We start from the raw sequence: 24138 nt of genomic DNA on the forward strand, positions 1-24138 counted from the left end.
CGGCGGTCCAAAAGAAACCTGCTTTTAACCTCATCGTCACGGATGTGAAACCTGCCTTGGTCAGGGTGTAGCGCACCGGATCTGTTCGGACCGTTTCATCAGCAAGAGAGGTAAGCAAATGAACAGCACAGCAAAGAATTTTGGAAAATTCGGGGGCGGGGCCCTCGCTTCCGCCATTGCACTGGGACTCGCCGCCACCACATCCCAGGCCGGACATGTTGTCAATGGTGATTTTTCGGTCTCGGAACGCGCTTTCGTGCTCCAGAGCGAAACCGATGCCGATCAATGTGAATCCGCGTTCGATGACATGTGCGAAGGCCAGCTGGACAGCCTGCCGGGCTGGGTTATCCTTGATCTCGGTGAACAGTCCATTCTCACCGACATCAGCGCCTTTGATTATCTGGATGCGTATCAAGATACGGTCGTGCGCTTCTCCGAAAATGACAATGCATTGAGTGGCGATGACGATGCAATCGCCCAGTGCGTGGATCTGTCGACGGTCAACGTCCAAGGCGCTGATTTCAGCCTTTCCGTGAACGCCACGACCCAGTTCCCCCGCGCTACCGATGGCATCGGCGAATTGCCAGTAGAACTCGCCGTGAAGTTTTACAGCGAGACTGATTGTGCGGGCGAGCTGAACGAAGACATCGATCTCTTTGACGACGTGGTGGACCTTGCCGATGGCGCTCAGGTGCACTTCCAGCGTTTCGACCTCGTCAGCTCCGGCACCGCCGTGGAAAATCATGTCCAAGCCCTGGTCATCGAGCCGTGGGAGTGGGCCACCGCCATCCTGGAGGGTGCCGCCGACGAAGAGTACCAGTCGGTGGCCATTTTCATTGGCGCCGGTGACCAGACCGATGATGGATCTGAACCCACTGGACCCCGGCAGAGTTATCTGGACCATGTGGTCCTGAGCATTGATGGGATCAACGACGGTGACAACCTGCTGGTCAATGGTGATTTTGATCAGCTCCCCGGTGACCTTGAAAGGGACGCATTCTTCTCGGTTCGTACGCCGTGGCCGGATGACGACCAGGGACCTTTCGGCTGGATGCTGTCGGACCTCCAGAGCGATGGAGGTGCCGCAACCGAAGCCGTGCCCAATGAAGACCGTGGGCTGAATTTCGATGCCGTCGTCGGTAACAGGGTATTCAAGTTCCGCGGTATCGATGACATCTCCAGCGGTGATCCATCAGATGCCAACGACGATAATCTGGACCAGTGCGTCGACATTCGCGACCTCGACGGGGAGTTCAGTTATAGCGCCTACCTGCGCAGTAACGAAGGTCAGCGTCTTGATGTGGCGCTGATGTATGAGTTCCACGAAGACTGGGATAGCTGCCTTACTCGCATCAACTCCACCCTGGATAATGATGATCCTTTGGAAAACAACAGCGATACCGATCAGATTTTCCAGGCGGATACCTGGGAGCTGTTCGAAACCGTGCCGGTAACCCCGGGAGCCGGTGATAATTTTGTTCGCCTCAGCATCCGTGTTGTCGATGCCCTGGATAGCCAGGATCCCGATCTTCGGGTGTTCATCGATGATGTACGAATCAATCGTCAGGACGACGACGATGATGATAGTAACGGCGATGATGGAGACGAGGGCGATAGCGGCTCTGAGGGCAGCAGCTCTTCCGGCTCCGGTTGCGTCATGGGTAATGGTAATGGTTTCAAAGACCCGTCCTTGCCCCTCCTGGTGCTGTTTGCTGCCGGTCTTTTCGCACGGCGCGTATTGACCCGAAATTAAGCGAGACGCAATCTCCCTCAAAAGCTTCGCCTCGGACCAGATGGTCCGGGGCGTTTTTTCATCCTCCTCTGCCCGTCGTCGGGCGTGGCGCGATGGGTAGGTGACTCAGACTGGGATCGAGCTGGCGAATTATCGCTTCGGTGCGCATGGCAAAGGGGCCGCAGTTGGGCTGATCGGGAGCTGCTAGCGTCAATTGATCACCCAAATGGGTGATGTGGCCGATGCGACCGCGGACTAAGCTTGAATCGATCGTGATTGAACTCTGGAGGGCTCCCGATGATGGAATTACCTGGTCCACGGAGACTGTTGATCGGCCTGATCGCCGCATTCCTGCTGTTCTCCGCCCCCGTCATTGCCGACGACATTACTCTGAGTTTCGCACCCGCTCCGATCACTTCCCCCTGGGATCCCGAGGACGGTGATCCGGGTCGTCAGCATCGGATCGGTGTCAATGCGCTCACCATTGAGCAGGACACCGACAATGGCCCCTCGGATTTTTCCATGGTGGGGGTGACCTATGTGACCAAGCAGGAGGGGGGAGTTCTTTTCCGGGGGGTTGGCCGCCGGTGAAGATGATGCCGGCTTCGTTGACCTGTTCGTGCTCAACCTTCGTTGGGGTATGGAAATGGGCGATCCGGAAGGAGTGGCCTACTCCGGCTCCTTCGGAACGGATATTTTCACGGTGGATGTGGATGGGGGTGATGATTTCAGCTCGGACACCATCATTGGAACCCTTTCTGCGCAGTTCAGTGTGCAGAACCGCATTCCCCTGGCAGATGGCCGGATGGGGTTCACCCCCTATGCCACCGTCAATGCGGTGCTTTTCGGGAACGGCACTGTGAATACTCGCTTTCGTGATGCGCAGGGCACGCTGCAAAGGGATAGCTCGGATGTGGACGTGGACAGCACCATCGGGCTCCAGTTGGGCTTCGATCTGGATCTGGGTGGTTACTCCCTTGCAGCCTTCTACCAGCAGCAGGACGACACCGAGATCGCCAGCCTCAGCTTTGCCTTCGAGTTCTAGCGCACCACGGAGTGATAGTGCTTGCACCGTCTGGGCCGGGAAAACGATTGCTGCGGGATAAGGGGAGCCCGTCGGAACCAATTCGACGGCATGGGGTCGGCTAGGATGTAAGGGCCGCACCGGGTTGTTGTACGGTGTTGTCCCGAATTCCCTAAGGAACCCCCGTAGGTTCCGGTCGATAAGGAGTCATCCATGTCTCGTGTCCCAATGCGCCTGGGTCTGTTCGCCTTTTTCCTCTTTCTTGTTCAGCCGGCCTGGTCGCAGGCTCCCAAATACGAATCCGTGGTCGGATATCCCCTCGGTGAACGCATCGCCAGCAGTTATGACATCCGTCGGTATATGGAGACCCTGGAAAGGGAAACGGACCGGGTCAAGCTGGTCCATCAGGGCGAATCCTACGAGCGCCGCCCCCTGGTCGCCGCCATCATCACCTCACCGGCCAATCACGAGCGGCTGGACGAGATCCAGGCAGGCGCCCAGCGTCTGGGGGATCCCCGGCTGGGTGAGGCGGAGATCGACGATCAACCCGCCGTGCTCTGGTTTGGCGGCTCTATCCATGGCTTCGAGCTGTCCGGCAGCGACGGTCTGACCCGGTTGATGGAAGAGCTGGCCACCAGCGAGGACGAGGAGGTTCTTGAGTGGCTGGAAAATACGGTGGTGATCATTGATCCCACCCTGAACCCCGATGGCCGTGACGCCTTCGCCATGTTCAATCACCGCCGTATCGGTCGTGAGGCCAATCCCTCGCAGAAGGATTGGTCGAATGATTTCGATGGCTGGGATGCCCTGGGCTTTCGGACCAGTCATTATTTCTTCGACATCAACCGGGACTGGTTCGCCCATACCCATCCCGAGACACGGGAGCGGATGTCCCTGATTCAGAGCTGGCGTCCGCAGGTGGTGATTGATGCTCATGAAATGGGGCATGACACCGAATTTTACTTCGATCCGCCCACCGGGCCGCGCAATCCCCATTTCCCCGACTTTGCCTGGGATTGGTTCGAGGATTTTGGGGCTGCCTACGCCGATGCCTTTGATGAGGCCGGTGCCGAGTACACCAAGCGGGATATCTTCAATTACTTCTATCCCGCTTACACCACCTCCTGGGGCAGTTATCAGGGCGCCGTGGGCATGCTCTATGAGCAGGGCTCCACAAGAGGGCTTGCCCTTGAGCTGAGTGACGGCTCCGTTCGCCACTTCCGTCAGGCGGTAGAGCAGCAGTACATCACCGCACGGGCAGCGGTTCGCCTGGCCAGCGAGGAACGGGCAAGACTGCTTGAAGATTATCTGGCCGGGCACCAAAGCGCCCTGGATGAGGGCCGCAGCGGGGTCCGCCGATATATTCTCACCCCGGACGCCGACCCGCAGATCCTGGCCGAGACCGTGGCCATGCTCAAGCGCAATGGCATTGAAGTGTCCCGTCTCAGCGAATCGGTAAGACTGCGAGGCCTTCGTGACCGGGAGGGCAACTCCGTCGGTACCCGCGCCTTGCCCGCCAACAGTTACGTGATCGAGGCCGAGCAGCCGCGTAATCGACTGATCCGTGTATTGCTGGAGCCGGATGCGCCGGTGCCGGAGGACTTTCTGGCCGAGGCGCGTGAACGGGTGGACCGGGGCGAGAATCCGCGCTTCTATGACATCACCGCCTGGTCTCTGCCCCTGCTGTTCGATCTCCAGGCCTTCTCAAGCACCAGTGGGGCCAATCTGCCCACCGAGCCGGTCACAGAAAAACCACGGGTGGGGGGAGAACTCCCGGATGCTGACTATGCCTGGCTGCTGGATGGCCGCCAGACCGCGGCCATTCCCCTGGCTCACCGCTTGCGCAATGCCGGCTACCGAGTGGCGGTCAGCCCCCGGGCTTTCGAGGCCGGTGGCGAGCGTTTTTCCCGGGGCACGGTGATTATTCGACGCGGTGGCCAGGATGAGGGCCTGGAACAGCAACTCGCCGATCTGGTGGCGGAATACGACCTGATGGCCCACGGGGTGGACAGCGGTCGCACCAGCGGCGGCGATCTGCCCGCCCTTGGTGGCGCCGAGACCTTCCATCTGGCACCGGGAAAAATCGCGCTGCTGGCGGAACAGCCCATGCATCCCTATTCCTTCGGCTGGGCATGGCACACCCTGGACCAGGCCTACCGACTGGACAGCACCGTGTTGCGGGTGGAGTCCGTCGCCGGGACCCGCCTGGAATCCTTCTCCACCATCGTTATCGCGGATACCTTCAGCGCCGCCGCCCTCGCCGAGCGTCTGGGTGAGGATGGCCAGGAACGGCTAAAGCGCTGGGTGCGAGACGGCGGCAATCTCGTGGTGATTGGCAATGCCGTCGATCTGGTCCGGGAGCAACTGGAGCTGATCGGCCTGGAGGACGCCTGGGCGACCGGCGATGATGAGCCACCGGCCCACCGCATTGCTGTTCCCGGCGCTTTCTTCGAAACCGAGATCGACGAGCGCCACTGGTTGTCTGCCGGTTTTGATCGCGCCCCGCGAGTGATGGTCAATTCCAATCGAATCTACCGTGCGCCCGAGGGGCCGCCCTCACCCGCGCAGAATGCAGTCATTCGCTATGCCGGCAACCTGGACGCCCCGGTGGCGGGACATGTCTGGGAAGAGAGCCTGGACAAGCTGCCCGGCGGGGTATTCGCCTGGGAGCAACGGGTGGGCAGTGGTCGGGTGGTGGCCTTTCCGGAGGATCTGAATTTCCGTGGCTATTGGCGCGGTGTTGACCGGCTATTTCTCAATGCCGTGGTTCTCGGGCCCAGCGCCTGAAGTTTAGATGCGACAAGCAGAAGGGGCGTGTCCCATCGGGACACGCCCCTTGCTCGTCAACGTAGCTTTGTTCAGCCTTCGATGGCAAACGGTTGCAGGGTCGACCGGAACTGTCCTGGCGAGAGATCGTCAATGCCGTCTTCTTCCTCGACCGACAGCCAGCCCTGGATCTCATACTGGCCGACCGGCAAGGGCTGGCCATCGTCATCCAGAAGGCCCTCCCACTCCATGTCGAAGCGGCGCGTTTCCAAGGGCTCGAATTCTACTTCTCTTACAGCCTGATCAAAGCCATGGCGGGTAGACCAGACCCTGACGGCCTCCTCGGCGTCGTCGAGGACCACGAAATCCCGGGTCCTGGCGTCGGATGATGTCAGGCTCTGTGCTTCGGTGCTTCGGTTCCTCACCGTCAATACCACTACCGCATCCTGACCTATCGGCAGGCTGTCCACGCGCTCGCCCGCCGTGTTTTCGACATGGACTTCGGTAACGAAGCGCGGTCCTTCCGAACCGGCATCATTGTCGTCATCATCGCAGCCGCCCAGGCCAAGGGCGAGCAAGCTGATGAGGAGTATCAGTGAGCGGGGATACTGCATGCCAAACCTCCGTGAAAGTCGGCGTCAGTTGGGAGCGTGTCCAGTATAGACCACCGCGCCCGGACCCGGTTCATCACCCTCCATCGCTGTCGCCGGTGCCGGTCGGCTGAACAGGAAGCCCTGGCCCATGGGGCAGTGATTCTCTCTTAGAAACGCTGCCTGGCTCTCCCTTTCGATGCCTTCGGCAACCACGTCGAGCTGGAGTTTGGCCGCCATATCCAGGATGCTGCGGAGAATCTCCCTCTCCGGTGCCGACTGGTCCAGCCTGGCCACGAAACTGCGATCGATCTTGATCACGTCGATGGGCAGTTCGCGGATGTAGCTGAGCGAGGAATAGCCCACACCGAAATCGTCCACGCTGATGCCGATGCCTCGTCGGGCCAGTCGTCCCAATTGAACCCGGGCCGCCGCCAGATTCTCCACAAGGACATTCTCGGTGACTTCCAGGTTCAGCCGATGGGGGGAGAGTTCCAGGCGGCGCAGCAATCGGACAAGCCACGGCTCGAATTCGGGATCACGGAGCTGCAGCGGTGAAAGGTTCAGTGCCAGTTGTACCCCACGGAAGCGACCCTTGCGTTCCCAGGCCGCCAGTTGCCGGCAGGCCTTTTCAATCACCTGTCGGCCGAGATCATCAATCAGGCCGAAGCTTTCAGCGACGCCGATGAACAAAGAGGGCGGCACATCTCCAAGGACCGGATCATGCCAGCGTGCCAGCACTTCCAGTTGTCGAATCTGGCCGCTATCGAGATCGATAATCGTTTGGTAATGGATGTCGAGGGCATCGTCTGCCAGGGCCTGAACCAATCGATTTCTCATTTCCCAGCGTTCCACCAGGCCCGGCCCATCAGTCCGTCCGTAGAGACTGAAACTCCGTTCTGCGGTGGCGCGCGCTTCAAACAGAGCCGCTTCCGCTTGTCGCAGAAGAGTGTTACCACTGTTTGCCGCCCCGGGGTAGAGGCTGCCGCCAATACTCATCTCCAGGGCAATATCCTCGCCGCCAAGCTCAATGGGTTCGCGCAGCATCTCGCTCAGCTCGGCAGCGAGTGCGTCGACCAGGCTTTCCGCGGCGTTGTGCAGGGCGGGCAATGGCAACAGCAGGCTGAATTCGTCTGTTTCCGTCCGGGCCAGTACGCGCCCGCCGGTCTCCAGGGCCTGCAGTCGGCCAACGACGATTCGAAGCAGGTCATCGCTGGCCTCCTGGCCGCGGAAGTGGCGCAGGCGACGAAAACCCTCCAGCCGGATCATCAGCAGGCCCACGCCTCGCCCTTGCGCGTGGGCCACTCGTTCAGTGACCAGACGAAAAAAGCGCCGGCGACCCGGGAGGCCGGTGGTGGTGTCAAAGTCGGCGCGGTAGCGGGCAATCCGCTGATGGGTATCGGCGAGCAGGGAGGCCCTGTCCCTTTGTTTCCGAAGCGTGGCGAATTCCCTTTGCACCGCCAGCCCCAGGCTCAGGCCCCCGGCAAGGATGCCCAGCTTCAACAAGTCGAAGCTTCCCAGGCCCACGGGTGGCAGCAACTCCAGACGCACCAGACCGTTAATGCAAAGAGCAAGCAGCAGGAAGACAAAGCCCAATAGCAGGGGGCCGGCATTCCGCCGGCGATTGAATACGCCTTCGGCGGTAACCACCAGGCCCACCGAGGCAAACAAGAGCGCCGCTGTGTCCGAGCTCCAGAGCGCCCAGTCCAGACGAATGCCGGCCAACATCATCAAGGCAATGCTGAAGGTGGCCCCGAGCCAGAGCAGGCGGTCCCGCCAGGCGGGGGCGTCCCGGTCACGCAGAAAGCGGGCAAGGAAGAAGCTGCCTGCCAGGAAGCTCAATGCCAATAGAAAGTAGGGACCCCGCAGGTTCAGTTCCATGGCATTGAGTCCGAACCATTGCTGGTGAAGGTTTTCACCAACGAAAAGCGCGGTACCAAAGGCCCCGATGTATACGGAGAAGTACAGCAGGCCCGACTGACGGATACTGCCCAGGAGCAGCAGTCCATAGATCACCAGCGTGGCCAGCGCGCCGTAGGCGGCTCCATTGAAGAGCATTTGCCGATTGTTGCCGCTGACCAGCGCATCGGCGGGGCCGACCAGCAGGGGAATCGAGGCGCGAAAGGGAGAACGGGCGGAGATCAGAATGGCCCGGTCTGCATCCAGGTCGGGCGGTGCCACGCTGGCCATGTTCGGGGGCGCGTTCAGGATGCGGGTGGGGTCGGTGGGCTGGGTGTCGGCCACGGCCCGCATGCATTGCCTGTTCCAGTCTGACTCAGCCACTGGCCAGTGAATGCAGAATTCGCGATAGCCGGTAGCGGGGATCCGAATACCCCAGCTTTGGTTCCCGTTGAGCTTCTCCGGGTTCAGCTTGAGCCATACTCGCTGGCCGGCCAGGGCCTCATCCTGGTGGCCGCCAGTGAACGCCTGGCAGGCGGGTGCCTCGATGAGCTTTTCAGCCTTGATCCGCCCCCCATCTTCACTCCAGGACAGAAGCTGTTCGGGGGCAACAATATGCAGACCATCTTCGGGGAGGTGAAGTGGCGCCGCCGCCGGGCAGCTGCCACCGGCGGCCAAGGCCACCATCAGGGTGAGTGCTTCGATCATGCGAGTTCCAGCGTTCCTTCGTCGGCCCCCTCAACACCCCTGTGGGTTCCCCAACCCAAGTTCGCAGCCGAGCATACTCTCAATTCGAGCAGCGCAGGGCAAGGATATTGCGACGGAAGGCCCACCAAGGTCGAGGACTGTTAGAATATCCACCATGGATGATGTCACCGCAATTCTCGATCCTCTCAATGATGCCCAGCGCCAGGCCGTTACCGCCCCGGCCGGCCCTGTGCTGGTACTGGCCGGCGCCGGCAGTGGCAAGACCCGGGTGCTGGTCCATCGAATTGCCTGGTTGATGCAGGTCGAAGGGGTCTCGCCCCTGGGCGTCATGGCAGTGACCTTCACCAACAAGGCAGCCGCCGAAATGCGGGGGCGGATCGAATCCCTGCTGAGCGCGCCGGCGGGGACCATGTGGGTGGGTACCTTCCACGGTCTGGCCCATCGCCTGCTTCGTCTGCATTGGCGCGAAGCCGGTCTTCGTGAAGGCTTCCAGATACTCGATGCCGAAGATCAGCAGCGCATGATCCGTCGCCTGCTCCGGGCCCTGGAAATCGACGATGGTCGCTGGCCGCCGCGTCAGATCCAGTGGTTTATCAATGCCCGCAAGGATGAAGGTCTGCGTGCCCGTCATGTGGCCGACAATGGTGATCCGGTCCAGCGCCATTTCCTGCGTGTCTATCATGCCTATGAAGAGGCCTGTGAGCGCGCCGGTGTGGTTGATTTTGCTGAACTGCTGCTCCGCGCCCACGAACTGCTGCGGGACAATGCCGATATCCTGCGCCACTATCAGCAGCGATTCCGGCATGTGCTCGTGGATGAGTTTCAGGACACCAATGCCATCCAGTATGCCTGGGTGCGCCTGATTACCGGTAAGACCGGCCATCCCTTCATTGTCGGCGATGATGATCAGTCCATCTACGGTTGGCGTGGCGCCAAGATCGAGAACCTGCAGCGCTTTCGCGAGGATTTCCCCGATCCCCTGGTGGTGAGACTGGAGCAGAATTACCGCTCCACCGGCCTCATTCTGCGGGCGGCCAATGCCCTGATTACCCACAACCCCGACCGTCTGGGAAAGAACCTCTGGACCGAGGGCGAGGAGGGCGAGCCGGTCACTCTCTATGCCGCCTACAATGAGCGCGATGAAGCCCAATACGTGGTGGAGTCACTGAGGCAGTATCTGCGTGATGGTGGCGCCCGCTCCGATATTGCCATTCTCTACCGTTCCAATGCCCAGTCTCGGGTATTCGAAGAACTGCTCATGGCGGAGAGCATCCCCTATCGGGTCTACGGCGGCCTGCGCTTTTTCGAACGCCAGGAGATCAAGGACGCCCTCGCCTATCTGCGCCTGATTGCCAATCGCGACGACGATCCTTCCTTTGAGCGTGTTGCCAATGTCCCCACCCGGGGCGTGGGTCAGCGCACCATGGAGCAACTGCGCAGTCATGCCCGGGCAATGGGCGGCAGTCTGTGGGCGGCCGCCCATGATCTGGTCAGTAGTGGTCGCATCTCCTCAAGGGCCGGGTCAGCCCTGCAGCGCTTTGCCCAACTGGTGGATGGCATGGCGGCCGATACGGCCGATCTGGACCTCCATGAACAGGTGGACCATGTAATCCAGGCCTCCGGTCTCTATGGGCATTACGGCAAGGAAAAGGGCGAGAAGGCCGATGCCCGGCTGGAGAACCTGGATGAGCTGGTCACCGCCGCCCAGGGCTATGAGCCCGATCCGCTGGAAGAAACCCTGCCACCACTGGCCGCCTTTCTCTCCCACGCGGCGCTGGAGTCCGGCGAGGGCCAGTCGGAGGCCTGGGAGGACTGCGTTCAGTTGATGACCCTGCATTCTGCCAAGGGCCTGGAGTTCCCCCTGGTGTTCCTGACGGGTATGGAGGATGGCCTCTTCCCTCACCAGCGCTCCATTCAGGATCCGGACGGCATCCAGGAAGAGCGGCGGCTCTGCTATGTGGGCATGACCCGGGCGATGAAGCACCTCTATCTCAGCTATGCTGAGCGACGACGTCTGCATGGTAGTGAGAATTACGGTGTGCCTTCCCGCTTCCTGGCCGAGATCCCGGCTGAATGCCTGCACGAAGTTCGGCCTCGGGTGCAGGTCAGCCGTCCCGCCGTGGCCGGCAGTGGCCTGATGGATGCCGGCCGCCCGGCCGATGGCATCACCCTGGGATCCCGCGTCCGTCATGCCGCCTTTGGCGAAGGCGTGGTGCTCAACCGGGAGGGCGACGGCCCCCAGGCCCGAATCCAGGTCAACTTCGAGGGCGTGGGCGCGAAATGGCTGGTACTGGCCTACGCAAATCTTGAACCGGTGTGAGGAGTTCTGAGTTCTGAGTGTGGGAAGGCACTGCCCTCTCAGCACTCAGCACTCAGCACTTCGATCTTGCACCCTTCCCGCCCTAGGCGTAATCTGCGAGCGCATGAAGATACTTATTCTTGGGGCCGGCCAGGTGGGATCCACCGTGGCGCAGCATCTGGCGAGAGAAGAGGCCAACGATGTGACCGTCGTTGACCTGGACAGTGAACGCCTGCAGGAATTACAGGATCGCCTCGATATTCGCACGATTCGCGGTTTCGGCTCCTTTCCCGACGTTCTCAAGCGTGCCGGCGCCGATGATGCCGAGATGATTGTCGCGGTCACTGACAGCGACGAGACCAATATGGTCGCCTGTCAGGTGGCCTATACCCTCTACCATACCCCCACCAAGATCGCCCGCATTCGTTCCACCGAATATGTGCAGGCCGAGGGGCTGTTCGTGCAGGAAGCCATGCCGGTGGATGTTGTCATCAGCCCGGAGAAGCTGGTGATGGACTATATCCGCCGATTGATCCAGTACCCCGGTTCCCTGCAGGTGCTGGACTTTGCCGAGGGCCGGGTCCGTCTGGTGGCTGTCAGGGCTTATTACGGAGGGCCACTGGTGGGCAGCGAATTGCGTACCATCCGGGAGCACTTGCCGGATCTGGATACCCGGGTAGCAGCCATCTATCGCCAGGGGGATGCCATCATCCCCGAGGGTGACACCGTGATCGAGGCCGACGATGAGGTCTTCTTCATCGCCGCCCGGGAAGACATTCGCCAGGTCATTTCCGAACTCCGCAAGCTCGATAAACCCGCCCGCCGGGTCATCATTGCCGGTGGTGGCAACATCGGCATGCGTTTGGCAGCCGCGCTTGAAGAGACCCACAACGTCAAATTGATCGAGCGGGACAAGGACCGGGCCCGAAAGCTGTCCGAGCAGCTCGACAAGACCATCGTTCTTCATGGCGATGCGGCTGACGAGGAGCTGCTCAGGGACGAGAACATTGAGGCCACGGATGTCTTCTGCGGCGTGACCAATGCCGAGGAGGCCAATATTCTGTCTTCCATGCTCGCCAAGCATCTGGGCGCCCGCAAGACCATGGCCCTGATCAATCGGCCTTCCTATGTGGACCTGGTTCAGAGCGGCGCCATCGATATCGCCATCTCACCCCAGCAGGTCACCATCGGTTCCCTGCTGGCCCACATCCGCCGGGGTGATGTGGTCGCCGTGCATTCCCTTCGCCGAGGCGCGGCCGAGGCGATTGAGGCAGTAGCTCACGGGGATGAAAATACTTCCAGTGTCGTGGGCAAGGCGATCGAGGATATTCCTCTGCCCCCCGGCACCACCATTGGTGCCATTGTCAGGGATGATGAGGTGCTCATGGGTCATCGCGACACCGTGATCGAGGCCGAGGATCATGTGATCCTCTTTCTCGTCGACCGCAAGTATGTGGCCGATGTGGAGCGCCTGTTTCAGGTGGATGTAACCTTCATATGATGGGGCGGGGCATCCCAGGGGAGGAGGGCGCCTGATGCATGTCAAGGTGATCCAGCGCATTCTCGGCTTGCTGCTGATGGCCTTCAGCCTCTCCATGCTGCCCCCCATCGGGGTCTCCTGGTGGTATCAGGACGGCGCCGCCTTCGCCTTCATTGTCGGTTTCCTGATCGTCGCCGGGACCGGCCTGCTGATGTGGTTTCCGGCGCGGCGGGAATTCCGGGACATGCGCACCCGCGACGGCTTTGTGGTCGTGGCCAGCTTCTGGCTGGTGCTCGGCCTGGCCGGCGCGGTCCCCTTGCTGCTGTCGGAAAACCCGGAAATCAGTTTTACCGATGCCGCTTTTGAGGCGGTCTCCGGTCTGACCACCACCGGTTCCACCATTCTTGTGGGCCTGGATCATCTGCCTGAATCGATTCTCTACTATCGTCAGCAGCTCCAATGGTTGGGTGGCATGGGCATCATCGTGCTCGCCATTGCCGTCCTGCCCATGCTGGGCGTGGGGGGGATGCAGCTCTTTCGTGCCGAGATTTCCGGACCCATGAAGGAGGCTCGCCTCACGCCCCGGATTGCCGAGACCGCCAAGGGCTTGTGGTACATCTATCTGGGCCTGACTGCTGCCTGTGCCCTGGCCTATTGGCTGGCCGGGATGACGCCATTCGATGCCATTGGGCATGCCTATTCCACGGTCGCCATTGGGGGATTCTCGACCTACGATGCCAGCATCGGGCATTTCAACAGCCACGCCATCGAACTCATCGCAGTGGCTTTCATGCTCTTGGCCGGGGTCAACTTCGCCCTTCATTTCCTTGCTGTCCGGCGGCGGATCGTGGGGCACTACTTCCAGGACCCCGAATTCCGCACCTATCTAGTCATTCAGGCTCTGGTGGTCAGTCTGGTCGTGGGCTATCTGCTGCTGGCCCAGGTCTATGAATCCGGTCTGGATGCCCTGATCAAGGGCAGCTTTCAGGCCGTTTCCATCGCCACGACCACAGGATTCACCTCCGCTGAATACGTCGCCTGGCCGGGATTCCTGCCCGTTTTGCTGATATTCAGTAGTTTTGTCGGCGCCTGCGCCGCGTCCACCGGCGGCGGGATCAAGGTGATCCGTATTCGCTTGCTGGTAAACCAGGGCGCGCGGGAGATTACCCGGCTAATCCACCCCAATGCGGAGATTCCGGCGAAGCTGGGGCGCCGGATCCTTCCTCAGCGGGTCCTGGATTCAGTGTGGGCGTTCTTCTCAGTCTATGTGGCCCTTTTCGTGGTCATGATGTTGATCCTCATGGCCACGGGCCTGGATCAGGTGACCGCGTTCTCGGCGGTGGCCGCGGCCCTCAATAACCTGGGGCCGGGCTTGGGCGATGTGGCGGCCAATTTCACCATCCTGGATGACCTGTCCAAATGGGTGCTCATCGTGGCCATGCTGATGGGGCGGCTGGAGATCTTTACCGTCCTGGTATTGCTGACACCGGCTTTCTGGCAGCGCTGATCGGCATTGAGCTTCGAGGGGACGCGCTCAAGCAAAACTATTGCTGATCCCATTGCTCATCCACATCCGCGGAAAAGTCGGTCTCCAGGATCTCCCGCGCTTCCTCCAGCCGATCCTCGGGGACTTGAAGGCGGACATCATTGCTGCGTGGATTGAAGAAACCGGTGAGAGGGCCCAGACCAACGCCAGCCAGAATCACCGGAATGCCTTCCGCTTCCAGCCTGCCTTTTCCCACTTCAGCCTGGAGGCTGTTGCGATATTGCTTCACGGTTTTGTATTTCATTGCCGCCATTGCTCCTTAGATCAAAGGTCCAGCATCAAATCCGCTTCCGCATCGGACGGCTGGAAGGAGCGGGTACTGTAATGGTCAAAAATCACATCCAATACTTCCTCGGGCTTGTCCACCACGTGGAAGAGTTCCATGTCCTCGGGAGAAATCATTCCCTGGCCGACAAGATGGGACTGGAACCAATCCACAAGACCCGCCCAGAAACTCTGCCCCACCAGGACAATGGGAATTCGGCGTGTCTTGCCGGTCTGGACCAGGGTCAGGATCTCTGCCATTTCGTCCAGAGTGCCGAAACCGCCGGGGAGCACTACGTAGGCGGAGGCGTACTTGACGAACATGACCTTGCGGGTGAAGAAATGCCGAAAATGCAGCTCAATGTCCTGATGGGCATTGGCCACCTGTTCGTGGGGCAGTTCGATATTGAGACCGATGGAGGGCGATTTCCCCGCCTCAGCACCCCGGTTGGCCGCTTCCATGATCCCGGGGCCGCCACCTGTGACCACGGAAAAGCCGGCATCGGAGAGCTGCTGGGAGATGTCCACCGCGAGTTTGTAGTAAGGCTCCTCCGATGGCGTGCGGGCCGACCCGAAAATACTGACCGATGGCCGGATTCGCGATAGCTTCTCGAAGCCTTCCACGAACTCGGCCATGATCTGAAAGATCTTCCATGATTCCCGAGTCAGACTGCTGTCGTTGCGCTGCCGGGCCTGCTGTCTTTCGGTCAGTTCCCGGAAATTGTCGTCATTCATGATTTGTCTCGATCCCGTTCACTCAGTTGCTTTCTGGCCCGCTTGAGAAAGACCTGCATTTCCCGCGCAGCCTGTTTGTCTCCGCGCGCCTCGGCCACGGGGATGCCCTGTTCCAGGGCCTCCACGGCCGCCTCCAGTCGTTCCAGGCGCAACAGGGTCCGGCCGTAAGCCCGCCAGGCAGCAGAATACTGTGCGTCCAGCTCCAGGGCGGCCTGGTAATGCTGGGCCGCTTCCGGCAGCGCATCCCGGCGCAGATACTCATTGCCGAGACTGAAGCGCAGCATGGCGCTGTCCTGGCCCCTTTCCAGCATCTTGAGCAGATTCTCCAGCATCGCTTGATCACGTTTTTGCCGCTGACAGGCACAGCATAACAGGGCGCCGGCCAATCGCCCCATCCGGCAGTGACGACGGTGCGGAGAAGGGACTGGCAGACACAGAGGCTATCCTAGTCTACGCTTTTGGTCTGGCCAAAGGCCCTTTGACGCCGGGAACACCACAATCCGTCAATGGTCGAAGTATCAGCGAAAGCAGATTCGGAGGTGCCCCAGAGGTGCCGGGAGGTTTCGGCTCATGTGGAAGAAATACACCATCAGCAGCGTTGCTGCCGTCTTTCTTGCCCTGGGGCTTGGGCTGGACAGCGCCCAGGCCGAGGAGAAGGAGAAGGAGAAGGCTGAAGTGCCGCTGATGAACGATATTGCGGCTCTCAAGGTTGAGAATGGTAAGGTCCGGATCACTGGCAGCCGGATTGCCCGGGATGTGGACAGTGTGCGGGTTGGTCGTACCATCGCCACGTCTTCCGGGCTGCGGGTCTATACCCGAGAGGATATTGAACGCAGTGGCCATGTCCATATCGGCGATGCCCTGCGCTATCTGGATCCGCGAATCCGCTGAACGACAGACTAAAATGCTTTAAGGGCGCCTTGATGGCGCCCTTTTTTTGCGGCCAGGTCCCGCCTCAGCGTTCCCCGCGCTGGGCCTCCACCTCGCGAATGCCGGGTACCAGCCAGTAGGCCATCACCAGCCCCAACTCGAACAGGGCATAGACCGGCAGGGCGAGCAGGGTTTGCGAGATCACATCGGGGGGCGTCAGTAGCATGCCGATGACGAAGACGCCCACGAGCACATAGGGGCGTTTCTTCTTGAGCGCGGCCGGCGTGGTCATGCCGGCCCGGACGATGAGCACGGTGGCCACCGGCACCTGGAATGCCAGGCCGAAGGCAATGAAAAGACTGAGCACGAAATTCAGATAGTGGTGTATATCGGTCATGACCGCGACGCCTTCCGGCGCCACGGCGACGAAGAAGCCGAATACCAGGGGAAAGACCACCAGCCAGGCGAATCCGGCGCCCAGGTAGAAGAGCAGACTGCTGGCCACCATCAATGGGAATACCAGCCGTTTTTCACGCTGATAAAGGCCGGGGGCGATGAAGGCCCAGACCTGGTAGAGCAGATAGGGGATGGCCAGGAAAATCGCCGCCACCAGGGCCATCTTGAACGGGGTCAGAAAGGGGGATGCCACCTGGGTGGCGATCAGACTGCTTTCCGCCGGCAAATGTCTGGCCAGGGGCTCGGCCAGCATGGTGAAGAGATGGCGGGCGAAGGGGGCTATGGCGATGAATGCCAGCAGCACCGCCGCCACCATGCGTAGCAGGCGGTTGCGCAACTCGGTCAGATGATCAATCAGCGGCGTTTGTTCAGTCACGCCCCTGCTCCTCACCCTCGCTACCTTCGCCAAGCGGCTTCTCGACGTTTCGGCGCAGTTCTTCGCCTTCACGCTCCAGTTCCGATTGCAGGCCCCGCAACGCGGCCCGGCCGCGGCCCACCCAGCCACCGACATTACGCATGATGACCGGCAGCCGCTCCGGGCCAGCCACCACCAGAACGATCAGCGCAATCAGCAGAATTTCCCAGATACCCATCAGCTAGTCGGGCTCAAGGCTTCTGCTGATCTTGTTTTTCATCCTGCTCAAAGTCCGCGTCTGCGGACTCCTCATTCTGGGAGAGGCGCTCCGAGGTTTCTTCCCCCTCATCCTTGTCTTCTTCCTTGACCGCCGAGCGGAAGCCACGAATGGCGCTGCCCACGTCCTGTCCCAGGTTGCTCAGCCGTTTGGTGCCGAACAGCAGGATGACGATGGCCAGGATGATCAGAAGTTGCCAGATACCGATGCCGCCAATGCCCATAAGAATGCTCCCGGAACAATGCCTCGACCACGGGTGGTCGGGGGTGAATTCCACTCAGGTTTGATCAACGGGCACATTGTAGCCGACCCGACGGCGTGGGGGCTTGTCCTGGGTCATTTTTGGCGCCGCCGTTTCTCCTCGACCCCGGAGAGGCCGAAACGCCGTTCCAGCTCGGCCAGCACATCGCGTGAGTCCAGGCCACGGGCCGCCAGCAGGACCAGACTGTGAAACCAGAGATCGGCGATTTCATCGCGCAGGGCATCCGGACTTTCCTCGATCCCTGCGATCAGGGCCTCCACGGCCTCTTCTCCCAGTTTGCGTCCGATCTTTGCCGGCCCCGCGGCCAGCAAGCCGGCCACGTAGGAAGATTCCGGATCCTCCTGCCGGCGGGCCTCGATGACCGCGTCCAGGGCTGCCAGGATGTCACTGCCTTCGGCATCGCTCATCTGTCATTGTCCCCGCCATAGATGGATTCCGGCGACGCCAGCACCGGGTCGGTACTCTTCCAGGTCCCCGCTTCCAGGCGCCGGAAAAGACAACGGGCCCGCCCCGTGTGGCAGGCAATGCCACCGTGCTGTTCCACCTGCATCAGCACCGTGTCACCGTCACAGTCCAGGCGAATGTCCTTTACGGTTTGGGTGTGGCCCGATCGTTCCCCCTTGTGCCAGAGACGTTGGCGGGAGCGGGAGTAATAGACCGCCTCCCCCAGGCGAACGGTTTCCAGCAGTGCCTCTCGGTTCATCCAGGCCAGCATCAGTACCTGGCCGCTGTCGGCGTCCTGGGCAATGGCCGCGACCAGGCCGCGATCATCAAATTTTACTGCCTCGAGCCAGCTCGGCGCGTTCATGCCGCTTCCACCTCACGGCTGGGGATGCCTGCTCGCACCAGCGCCTCTCGGGCCTCGCCAATGCGGTACTCGCCAAAGTGAAAAATACTGGCAGCCAGCACGGCATCAGCACCGCCGTGGATGAAACCGTCCACCAGGTGATCCAGGCTGCCCACACCACCGGAGGCAATCACAGGTATCGTGACCGCATCACTGACCGCGCGGGTCAGCGCCAGATCGAAGCCCGAGCGGGTGCCGTCCCGGTCCATGCTGGTGAGCAACAGTTCGCCAGCGCCCAGCTCGGCCATCCGCTGCGCCCATTCAACGGCATCCAGGCCCGTGGGTCGGCGTCCGCCATGGGTAAAGATCTCCCAGCGCAAGGGTTCCTCTGCTTGCGACACCTGCTTGGCATCCACGGCCACGACAATGCACTGACTGCCAAAGCGCTCCGCCGCCTCGGCCACCAGTTCGGGCCGGTGCACCGCCGCGGTGTTGATGGCCACCTTGTCGGCGCCGGCGCGCAACATGCGGCGGACATCGTCCGCCTCGCGGATGCCGCCGCCCACGGTCAGCGGCATGAAGACCTGCCCGGCCACCTGTTCCACCACGTCCACCATGGTGTCACGGCCCTCGTGGCTGGCGGAGATGTCCAGAAAGGTGATTTCGTCCGCGCCCTCGCTGTCGTAGCGTCGGGCAATCTCCACCGGATCGCCGGCGTCACGAATGTTCTCGAAGCGTACGCCCTTGACCACACGCCCCCGATCCACATCGAGACAGGGGATGATGCGCCGGGCAAGCCCGTCACTCTGGGTCATACCATCGACTCGTCTGGACGCGGGTCGCCGTGGAAATGGCGGATCGCTTCGGCCAGGTCCATGCCCCCGTCGTAGATCGCACGACCGACGATAGCACCCTGGATGCCCTCCTCCTGGTAAGTGGCCAGAGCCTTGAGGTCATCCAGCTTGCTGACCCCGCCGGAGGCAATGACGGGAATGTTGATGCTGCGAGCCAGTTCGGCGGTGGAATCGACGGCGGGGCCGGCCATCATGCCGTCCTTGCTGATATCGGTGAAGATAATGGCGCAGACACCATCGCCCTCATATTTCTGGGCCAGATCCAGCACATCATGCTCGGAAAGCTTGGACCAGGCGTCGATGGCTACCTTGCCGTCCCGGGCGTCCAGGCCAACGATGATGCGGCCGGGATACTCCACGCACAGGTCTTCCACGAAATGGGGGGTGTTGACGGCTTTCGTGCCGATGATGACCCATTCCACGCCGGTGCTGAGGTAGGCGTCGGCACTGTCTTCATCGCGAATGCCGCCGCCCACCTGGACCGGGATATCTCCGCAGGCGGCAACGATGTCACGCACCACGCCATCGTTCACCGGGCGGCCGGCCTTGGCACCATCCAGGTCCACAACATGGACCCGCTCGGCGCCGGCTTCCACCCAGCGGCGTGCCACCTCGGCCGGGTCCTCGGAGAATACCGTGGCGTCATCCAGCTTGCCCTGGCGAAGCCTCACGCAGCGCCCATCCTGGATGTCGATTGCGGGAATCACGAGCATGGTCCTTCCTCCACTTTTTGCCAGCCGGACTGATTCAGGCGACCCGGGACCCACCCCGGGCGCCCGTTTCCGGCCGCCACTCGACGAAATTGCTCAACAGCCTGAGGCCCGCGGCCTGGCTTTTTTCGGGATGAAACTGCACCGCCACCACATTCTCGTGGGCCACCGCACAACAGAAGGCTTGCCCATAGTCACATTCGGCCAGCACGTCTTCGTCCCGATCAGGCTGACAATAGAAACTGTGAACGAAATAGAACCACGGCGCATCCAGCCCCGACCACAGGGGGTGGTCCTGTCTGGCCCGGGCCCGGTTCCAGCCCATGTGGGGAATCTTGAGGCCGTGAGTCTCTGCCAACTCCGGGGAAAAGCCGCGCACGCGTCCGGGCAGGATGCCGAGGCCCGCCTGCCCGCCGCTCTCCTCGCTGTGGCCGAATAGCGCCTGCATCCCAAGGCAGACCCCAAGGAAGGGGCGTTCGCGACTCAAGCGGCGGACGGTTTCAACAAGGTCCAGTCGCTGCAGTTCGCTCATGCAGGCGGCCATGGCCCCCACGCCGGGAAAGACAATGCGGTCGGCCCGAGCGAGCTCGTCAGCGTCGGCAGTCACCACCACACGGCTGCGCGGGGCCACCTTCTCCAGGGCCTTGGCCATGGAGTGGAGGTTGCCCATTCCGTAGTCGATGACAGCGATTCTGTTCATGCCGGCCCGGTGTTGCTGGCTTGCTCCCCGTTGCCCTTGCTAGAGACTGCCCTTGGTGGATGGTGTGGTATCGCCCATGCGTGGGTCGTCGGTCACCGCCATGCGCAGTGCCCGGCCAAAGGCCTTGAAGACGGTCTCCGCCACATGGTGGGCGTTGCGACCCTGCAGTCCGTCCACATGCAGAGTCAGGCGGGCGTGATTGACCAGCCCCTGGAAGAACTCACGGATGAGGTCCACATCGAAATCGCCGATTCGCGCCCGGGGGTAGTCAACCCGATACTCCAGTCCCGGGCGTCCGGAGAGATCCACCACTACCCGTGACAGGGCCTCATCAAGGGGTACATAGGCATGGCCGTAGCGGGTCAGGCCCCGTCCCTCGCCCCAGGCTTCGGCCAGGGCCTGACCCAGGGTGATGCCGACATCCTCCACGGTGTGATGGGCATCGATCTCCAGATCACCGTCGGCCTCGACCTCAAGGTCGATCAGGCCGTGGCGGGCGATCTGATCCAGCATGTGCTCGAGAAAGGGGACACCGGTGCGCAGTCGGGCTTCGCCGCTGCCGTCCAGGTCCAGGGATACCCGGATGTCCGTCTCACGGGTCTTGCGGTGGATGGCTGCCTTGCGGGCGGTCATTGTGCATCTTCACGGTTGGAAATCAAGGAGACCAGCATACCGCATGTCCCCGTCATGGTCAGTACCCCGGCACAATCCCACCTGATTTGGGGGGTATCTGGGGGGCATTGGGGCCCCCTGCCCGGGGGGGTGAATGCGCCAAAATTCCCAACTAAGCTGCAAACCGTGTGATTTTGGTTTGAATGATCGCCCCGCGAAGGGCCGGGAGGCAAAGATGGAATTTGAAGTGAAAGATGGGGCCGCGCCTAAAAAGGCGTGCTCCTTCCATAAGCGGTCGGCAGCGGCACTGGCGCTGCTCGCAGGTTTTGGTCTGAGTGCCTGTCTCGCCGATGGCGAGGGTGATCCAGGCGATGCAGTTGGTGAGGAGCCCGACTTTTTCACCGTTGGCGGCGAGCTCCAGGGCCTGAGCGATGACAGCGTCGATTTGCTGCTCAACGACGAGCACACCTTGACCCTGAGCGAGAATGGCGCCTTCAATTTCGAGGAAGAGATTGAAGACGGCAGTGATTATGAAGTTGTGGTGGATGGGCAACCGTCCGGCCAGTTCTGTGAGGTGTCCAATGGCAGTGGCGTCGTGGCAGGTAGTGATGTCACGGATCTCCAGGTCAACTGCGACTCACTGGCCCTCAACGCTTCCAACGCCGAAGGCGCGGTTCATCTGGATTGGGACCTGGCCGGGCCTGTGGATATTCTTTATAGCACCGATTATGAATGCGACTGGTCCAATGTCCAGGCCTGTGAAAATGGCGGCACGGTGGTCGATGTCGAAGGCGGTGAGCACAGTCTATCGGTGTCGGAAGACGACCTTGAGCTGAATGCCGCCTACACCTTCGTAAAGCGAGTTGCGGGCGAAACTTCTGCTCCAGTCGTCGCTACGCCGGCCAGCTTCCAGCTTTCCGGGCCCGTTCATGACACCGTGATTCTCAGTGAACATGTGATCGTCGGTGGCGAATTTGGCATGTACGGTGACCAATCAATTGGGCTGAGCTTTGTGCGACCGGACCTCGATGGTGCTCCCACAACTGGCCCGATCGTGCAGCTCGATGCTAGCGTCCTCAGCAAAGCCTCCAGGGTCATTGAGGACCCTGAGGGGGGGTGGTTCGTTGCCGGCCACTTTGAAACCGTTCAGGGCGTGGACAAGCCCCTGGTTGCTCGCCTGAATCCTGATGGCAGTCTTGATGAAGACTGGGGTGCGGAATTCTCCGGTAGTTTCGCTCTGGACATGGTGATGTACGAAGATCGTCTCTATGTCACGGGGGATTTCGGTGAGGTCGATGGCGATGATAGCCATGCCAATCTCGTGGCATTGAATCTGGATGGTACTGTCGATACGGATTTTAGCCCTGAATCTCCGAATGACCGGGCATTCCGCATCCTGATTGAAGATGATCGACTTTATCTCGCTGGCAGGTTTTCAGATTACGGGCCCAACGATCAGCAAGGCATCGCGGCGCTGGATTCCCAGACCGGCGATGTCATTGAGGACTTTGAAGCCAGTCTGAACGATGGTGCGTTCGACCTGTTCGTCGATTCAGAGCGCTTAATTGTCGCCGGCCAATTTAGCGAGGCTAATGGTGAGCCCTATGAGGGCGTTGCCATCTTCAATCTGTCAGACGGTAGCCTGGATTCTGATTTCGAGAATCCGGAGGTTTCCGGAAGCGCCATTGGGGTTCATGCCTGGAACGATTACCTCTTCGTGGGTGGCCTTTTTAACGAAGTGGCCGGTGTAAGCAGAATGGGATTTGCTGCGCTCGACCGGGAGGATGGTAGTGTCGATCCGGACTGGGATGCTCAGACTGATGAGGAGGTGTATCGAATCACGGTCCACGAAGGTCAGCTCTATATTGCTGGCGAATTCCGGCAGGTAGCCGATAGCACAGTCCATGCCTTTGCTCGCCTGGACCCGGATACCGCCGCTTTGGATGAAAGCTGGGTGCCGGTGGTGGAGCATCAGGGTAGCTTCGCCTATGGTTGGAGTATTGATTTCTTTGATGGTTATGCCGCACTTGGAGGCTATGTTCAGGCTGCTGGTGGCCATAGGGTCGATCATCTCGCCGCCTTCGAGATTGAGTCGGGCGATCTCGAAGTTGACTGGCAGGCCCAGGTCGACGGCCCGGTCTATGCCCTCGATGTTGATAATTCCAATGGTCATCTATATGTCGGTGGCAGCTTTTCGACCGCGGGCGCCGACGGTGAGGAGCGCGGCAACGCCGCTGCTTTCGATAGTCAGACCGGGGAGCTTGAGGGTTGGGATCCCGGTACGGATGATACCGTTCATGATCTTCTGTTCTCGGGGAACGGTGTCTACCTGGCAGGTGCCTTCACCACCCTTGATTTTCCGGGTGTGGGCACAGCGGACCGTCAGCGCATGGCGCTCGTGGATCCGGATCTCGGGATATGGGATGCGGATACTGGCGACCCTGAACTGAATGATGTCGCTTACAGTCTGGGCCATTACACGGGCATTTCAGATGCTGTCGTTGTCGGCGGTCGTTTCACGCAGTCTGCTGGGGATGATGTGGACCACTACCACGGTTTTGGTGATACGGATTTTTCCAATACCTTTTCCCTTACGGAGTTCAATGGCAACGTCCGCGCTGTGTGGATTGATCAGGACGATGAGAATCTATCCTTCGTTGGTGGTCAGTTCACCCAAGCTCAGGGTGATCCGCATGAGTACTTCGTCTGGAATCCTGACTCCTACAACCCGGAAGATGATGCCCCTCAGCCCGACGGCACTGTGTGGGCGATCGACTATCGGCTTGACAGCGAGCGACTGCTCATCGGTGGGGACTTCAACGAGATCAACGTCAGCAACCGCCATGGATTCGCTGCCTTTGACTTCGACGGTGACGACTTCACCCTGAAGGACAATACGCCGGGATTCGATGGTCGTGTCCATGCCATTGCGCAGACGGACACCCTCATTGCAGTGGCGGGTGAGTTTGTCCAGGTGGGTGATTACCGGCAGCGCTATATTGCGCTTCTGGATGCCGATACCTTCGAGCCGATCTGGTCCGCACCCGAGGCGGCAGAGAGCATTTCGGAAACAAAGATGGTTGAGCCATCAAGACAGGCAGCAGATGCTGATGGTGATCTGATCCGTTCCAGCATTGAATGACACTGGTGCCACCTCCGCCGAATCAACGGCGGAGGTGGCTGGCCCTAGATTGATAGCGTGACAGATTCTG

At 60.7% G+C, this 24138-nt stretch carries 23 protein-coding genes; 9 read left to right on the plus strand and 14 right to left on the minus strand.

From position 1 onward, the window contains the following. The first annotated feature begins 118 nt into the window (after window positions 1–118). The 4 genes from VCB98_RS04465 to VCB98_RS04480 all read left to right on the plus strand — a co-directional run bounded on the left by VCB98_RS04465 (window position 119) and on the right by VCB98_RS04480 (window position 5543). Window positions 119–1753, plus strand: a complete 1635-nt coding sequence (locus tag VCB98_RS04465; protein WP_346050702.1) for a JDVT-CTERM domain-containing protein — start codon at window positions 119–121, stop codon at window positions 1751–1753. Between the two features lie 276 nt (window positions 1754–2029). After that, window positions 2030–2323, plus strand: a complete 294-nt coding sequence (locus tag VCB98_RS04470; protein ID WP_346050703.1) for a hypothetical protein — start codon at window positions 2030–2032, stop codon at window positions 2321–2323. Then, entirely contained in the window at window positions 2310–2777 is a 468-nt protein-coding gene (locus VCB98_RS04475) for a hypothetical protein (protein ID WP_346050704.1), read from the plus strand. The genes VCB98_RS04470 and VCB98_RS04475 overlap by 14 nt, the downstream gene beginning before the upstream one ends. 192 nt (window positions 2778–2969) lie before the next feature. After that, window positions 2970–5543: a M14 family zinc carboxypeptidase gene (locus tag VCB98_RS04480; RefSeq protein ID WP_346050705.1), complete on the plus strand. Its 2574-nt coding sequence runs from the start codon at window positions 2970–2972 to the stop codon at window positions 5541–5543. A gap of 71 nt (window positions 5544–5614) precedes the next feature. Here VCB98_RS04480 and VCB98_RS04485 read toward each other — a convergent pair whose 3' ends face one another. Next, window positions 5615–6136: a BsuPI-related putative proteinase inhibitor gene (locus tag VCB98_RS04485; RefSeq protein WP_346050706.1), complete on the minus strand. Its 522-nt coding sequence runs from the start codon at window positions 6134–6136 to the stop codon at window positions 5615–5617. 24 nt (window positions 6137–6160) lie between these two features. Further along, a complete protein-coding gene (locus tag VCB98_RS04490; RefSeq protein WP_346050707.1) occupies window positions 6161–8719 on the minus strand; it encodes a putative bifunctional diguanylate cyclase/phosphodiesterase in 2559 nt (852 codons plus the stop codon). A 154-nt stretch (window positions 8720–8873) separates the two neighbouring features. Between VCB98_RS04490 and uvrD the strand changes: the two genes are divergently transcribed. The 3 genes from uvrD (at window position 8874) to VCB98_RS04505 (ending at window position 14005) form a co-directional block, all read left to right on the plus strand. After that, the gene (uvrD, locus tag VCB98_RS04495; RefSeq protein ID WP_346050708.1) at window positions 8874–11039 is read left to right on the plus strand and encodes a DNA helicase II; all 2166 of its coding nucleotides are present in this window, start codon (window positions 8874–8876) and stop codon (window positions 11037–11039) included. Window positions 11040–11142: 103 nt separating this feature from the next. Continuing rightward, entirely contained in the window at window positions 11143–12519 is a 1377-nt protein-coding gene (gene trkA, locus VCB98_RS04500; protein WP_346050709.1) for a Trk system potassium transporter TrkA, read from the plus strand. A gap of 34 nt (window positions 12520–12553) precedes the next feature. Continuing rightward, window positions 12554–14005 carry a TrkH family potassium uptake protein gene (locus VCB98_RS04505; RefSeq protein ID WP_346050710.1) on the plus strand — a complete coding sequence of 484 codons (1452 nt, stop codon included), beginning with the start codon at window positions 12554–12556 and terminating at the stop codon, window positions 14003–14005. Window positions 14006–14042: 37 nt separating this feature from the next. Here VCB98_RS04505 and VCB98_RS04510 read toward each other — a convergent pair whose 3' ends face one another. The 3 genes from VCB98_RS04510 to VCB98_RS04520 are packed head-to-tail and all read right to left on the minus strand — an operon-like array spanning window position 14043 to window position 15375. After that, entirely contained in the window at window positions 14043–14288 is a 246-nt protein-coding gene (locus VCB98_RS04510) for a putative signal transducing protein (RefSeq protein ID WP_346050711.1), read from the minus strand. Between the two features lie 20 nt (window positions 14289–14308). Next, window positions 14309–15043 (minus strand): LOG family protein, encoded by a 735-nt coding sequence (locus VCB98_RS04515; protein WP_346050712.1) that lies wholly within the window; start codon window positions 15041–15043, stop codon window positions 14309–14311. Next, window positions 15040–15375 carry a tetratricopeptide repeat protein gene (locus VCB98_RS04520; RefSeq protein WP_346050713.1) on the minus strand — a complete coding sequence of 112 codons (336 nt, stop codon included), beginning with the start codon at window positions 15373–15375 and terminating at the stop codon, window positions 15040–15042. Before VCB98_RS04520 ends, VCB98_RS04515 begins: the two co-directional genes overlap by 4 nt. Before the next feature lie 238 nt (window positions 15376–15613). Between VCB98_RS04520 and VCB98_RS04525 the strand changes: the two genes are divergently transcribed. Beyond that, window positions 15614–15934, plus strand: coding sequence for a hypothetical protein (locus tag VCB98_RS04525; RefSeq protein WP_346050714.1), 321 nt, complete (start codon window positions 15614–15616; stop codon window positions 15932–15934). A gap of 64 nt (window positions 15935–15998) precedes the next feature. Here the strand turns inward: VCB98_RS04525 and tatC are convergent, their stop codons facing one another. The 9 genes from tatC to hisB form a co-directional block, all read right to left on the minus strand. Further along, entirely contained in the window at window positions 15999–16745 is a 747-nt protein-coding gene (tatC, locus tag VCB98_RS04530) for a twin-arginine translocase subunit TatC (RefSeq protein WP_346050715.1), read from the minus strand. After that, window positions 16738–16962 (minus strand): Sec-independent protein translocase subunit TatA/TatB, encoded by a 225-nt coding sequence (locus VCB98_RS04535; protein WP_346050716.1) that lies wholly within the window; start codon window positions 16960–16962, stop codon window positions 16738–16740. Before VCB98_RS04535 ends, tatC begins: the two co-directional genes overlap by 8 nt. A 13-nt stretch (window positions 16963–16975) precedes the next feature. Continuing rightward, entirely contained in the window at window positions 16976–17224 is a 249-nt protein-coding gene (gene tatA / locus VCB98_RS04540) for a twin-arginine translocase TatA/TatE family subunit (protein WP_346050717.1), read from the minus strand. Window positions 17225–17337: 113 nt separating this feature from the next. Continuing rightward, window positions 17338–17670 carry a phosphoribosyl-ATP diphosphatase gene (locus tag VCB98_RS04545; protein ID WP_346050718.1) on the minus strand — a complete coding sequence of 111 codons (333 nt, stop codon included), beginning with the start codon at window positions 17668–17670 and terminating at the stop codon, window positions 17338–17340. Beyond that, window positions 17667–18071, minus strand: coding sequence for a phosphoribosyl-AMP cyclohydrolase (gene hisI, locus VCB98_RS04550; protein WP_346050719.1), 405 nt, complete (start codon window positions 18069–18071; stop codon window positions 17667–17669). Before hisI ends, VCB98_RS04545 begins: the two co-directional genes overlap by 4 nt. Further along, window positions 18068–18865: an imidazole glycerol phosphate synthase subunit HisF gene (gene hisF / locus VCB98_RS04555; protein ID WP_346050720.1), complete on the minus strand. Its 798-nt coding sequence runs from the start codon at window positions 18863–18865 to the stop codon at window positions 18068–18070. The genes hisI and hisF overlap by 4 nt, the downstream gene beginning before the upstream one ends. After that, on the minus strand, window positions 18862–19617 hold the full coding sequence (gene hisA, locus VCB98_RS04560; RefSeq protein WP_346050721.1) for a 1-(5-phosphoribosyl)-5-[(5-phosphoribosylamino)methylideneamino]imidazole-4-carboxamide isomerase: 756 nt from the start codon (window positions 19615–19617) through the stop codon (window positions 18862–18864). Before hisA ends, hisF begins: the two co-directional genes overlap by 4 nt. A 34-nt stretch (window positions 19618–19651) precedes the next feature. Continuing rightward, complete coding sequence (gene hisH, locus VCB98_RS04565) at window positions 19652–20314, minus strand: imidazole glycerol phosphate synthase subunit HisH (protein WP_346050722.1); 663 nt, start codon at window positions 20312–20314, stop codon at window positions 19652–19654. Window positions 20315–20353: 39 nt separating this feature from the next. Then, window positions 20354–20947, minus strand: a complete 594-nt coding sequence (gene hisB / locus VCB98_RS04570) for an imidazoleglycerol-phosphate dehydratase HisB (protein WP_346050723.1) — start codon at window positions 20945–20947, stop codon at window positions 20354–20356. 214 nt (window positions 20948–21161) lie between these two features. Here hisB and VCB98_RS04575 point away from each other — a divergent pair, with 214 nt between their 5' ends. Continuing rightward, window positions 21162–24068 carry a delta-60 repeat domain-containing protein gene (locus VCB98_RS04575; protein ID WP_346050724.1) on the plus strand — a complete coding sequence of 969 codons (2907 nt, stop codon included), beginning with the start codon at window positions 21162–21164 and terminating at the stop codon, window positions 24066–24068. Window positions 24069–24138 lie beyond the last annotated feature (70 nt).

Source organism: Natronospira elongata (genome assembly GCF_034931365.1).
GTDB lineage: Bacteria > Pseudomonadota > Gammaproteobacteria > Natronospirales > Natronospiraceae > Natronospira > Natronospira elongata.

Bases quoted from the DNA above. Each gene is read 5' to 3' on its own strand.
- VCB98_RS04465 (WP_346050702.1), top strand. From the start codon at position 119: ATGAACAGCACAGCAAAGAATTTTGGAAAATTCGGGGGCGGGGCCCTC.
- VCB98_RS04470 (WP_346050703.1), top strand. From the start codon at position 2,030: ATGATGGAATTACCTGGTCCACGGAGACTGTTGATCGGCCTGATCGCC.
- VCB98_RS04480 (WP_346050705.1), top strand. From the start codon at position 2,970: ATGTCTCGTGTCCCAATGCGCCTGGGTCTGTTCGCCTTTTTCCTCTTT.
- VCB98_RS04485 (WP_346050706.1), bottom strand. From the start codon at position 6,136: ATGCAGTATCCCCGCTCACTGATACTCCTCATCAGCTTGCTCGCCCTT.
- VCB98_RS04490 (WP_346050707.1), bottom strand. From the start codon at position 8,719: ATGATCGAAGCACTCACCCTGATGGTGGCCTTGGCCGCCGGTGGCAGC.
- uvrD (WP_346050708.1), top strand. From the start codon at position 8,874: ATGGATGATGTCACCGCAATTCTCGATCCTCTCAATGATGCCCAGCGC.
- trkA (WP_346050709.1), top strand. From the start codon at position 11,143: ATGAAGATACTTATTCTTGGGGCCGGCCAGGTGGGATCCACCGTGGCG.
- VCB98_RS04505 (WP_346050710.1), top strand. From the start codon at position 12,554: ATGCATGTCAAGGTGATCCAGCGCATTCTCGGCTTGCTGCTGATGGCC.
- VCB98_RS04510 (WP_346050711.1), bottom strand. From the start codon at position 14,288: ATGAAATACAAAACCGTGAAGCAATATCGCAACAGCCTCCAGGCTGAA.
- VCB98_RS04515 (WP_346050712.1), bottom strand. From the start codon at position 15,043: ATGAATGACGACAATTTCCGGGAACTGACCGAAAGACAGCAGGCCCGG.
- VCB98_RS04520 (WP_346050713.1), bottom strand. From the start codon at position 15,375: ATGCTGGAGAATCTGCTCAAGATGCTGGAAAGGGGCCAGGACAGCGCC.
- VCB98_RS04525 (WP_346050714.1), top strand. From the start codon at position 15,614: ATGTGGAAGAAATACACCATCAGCAGCGTTGCTGCCGTCTTTCTTGCC.
- VCB98_RS04535 (WP_346050716.1), bottom strand. From the start codon at position 16,962: ATGGGTATCTGGGAAATTCTGCTGATTGCGCTGATCGTTCTGGTGGTG.
- tatA (WP_346050717.1), bottom strand. From the start codon at position 17,224: ATGGGCATTGGCGGCATCGGTATCTGGCAACTTCTGATCATCCTGGCC.
- VCB98_RS04545 (WP_346050718.1), bottom strand. From the start codon at position 17,670: ATGAGCGATGCCGAAGGCAGTGACATCCTGGCAGCCCTGGACGCGGTC.
- hisI (WP_346050719.1), bottom strand. From the start codon at position 18,071: ATGAACGCGCCGAGCTGGCTCGAGGCAGTAAAATTTGATGATCGCGGC.
- hisF (WP_346050720.1), bottom strand. From the start codon at position 18,865: ATGACCCAGAGTGACGGGCTTGCCCGGCGCATCATCCCCTGTCTCGAT.
- hisA (WP_346050721.1), bottom strand. From the start codon at position 19,617: ATGCTCGTGATTCCCGCAATCGACATCCAGGATGGGCGCTGCGTGAGG.
- hisH (WP_346050722.1), bottom strand. From the start codon at position 20,314: ATGAACAGAATCGCTGTCATCGACTACGGAATGGGCAACCTCCACTCC.
- hisB (WP_346050723.1), bottom strand. From the start codon at position 20,947: ATGACCGCCCGCAAGGCAGCCATCCACCGCAAGACCCGTGAGACGGAC.
- VCB98_RS04575 (WP_346050724.1), top strand. From the start codon at position 21,162: ATGGAATTTGAAGTGAAAGATGGGGCCGCGCCTAAAAAGGCGTGCTCC.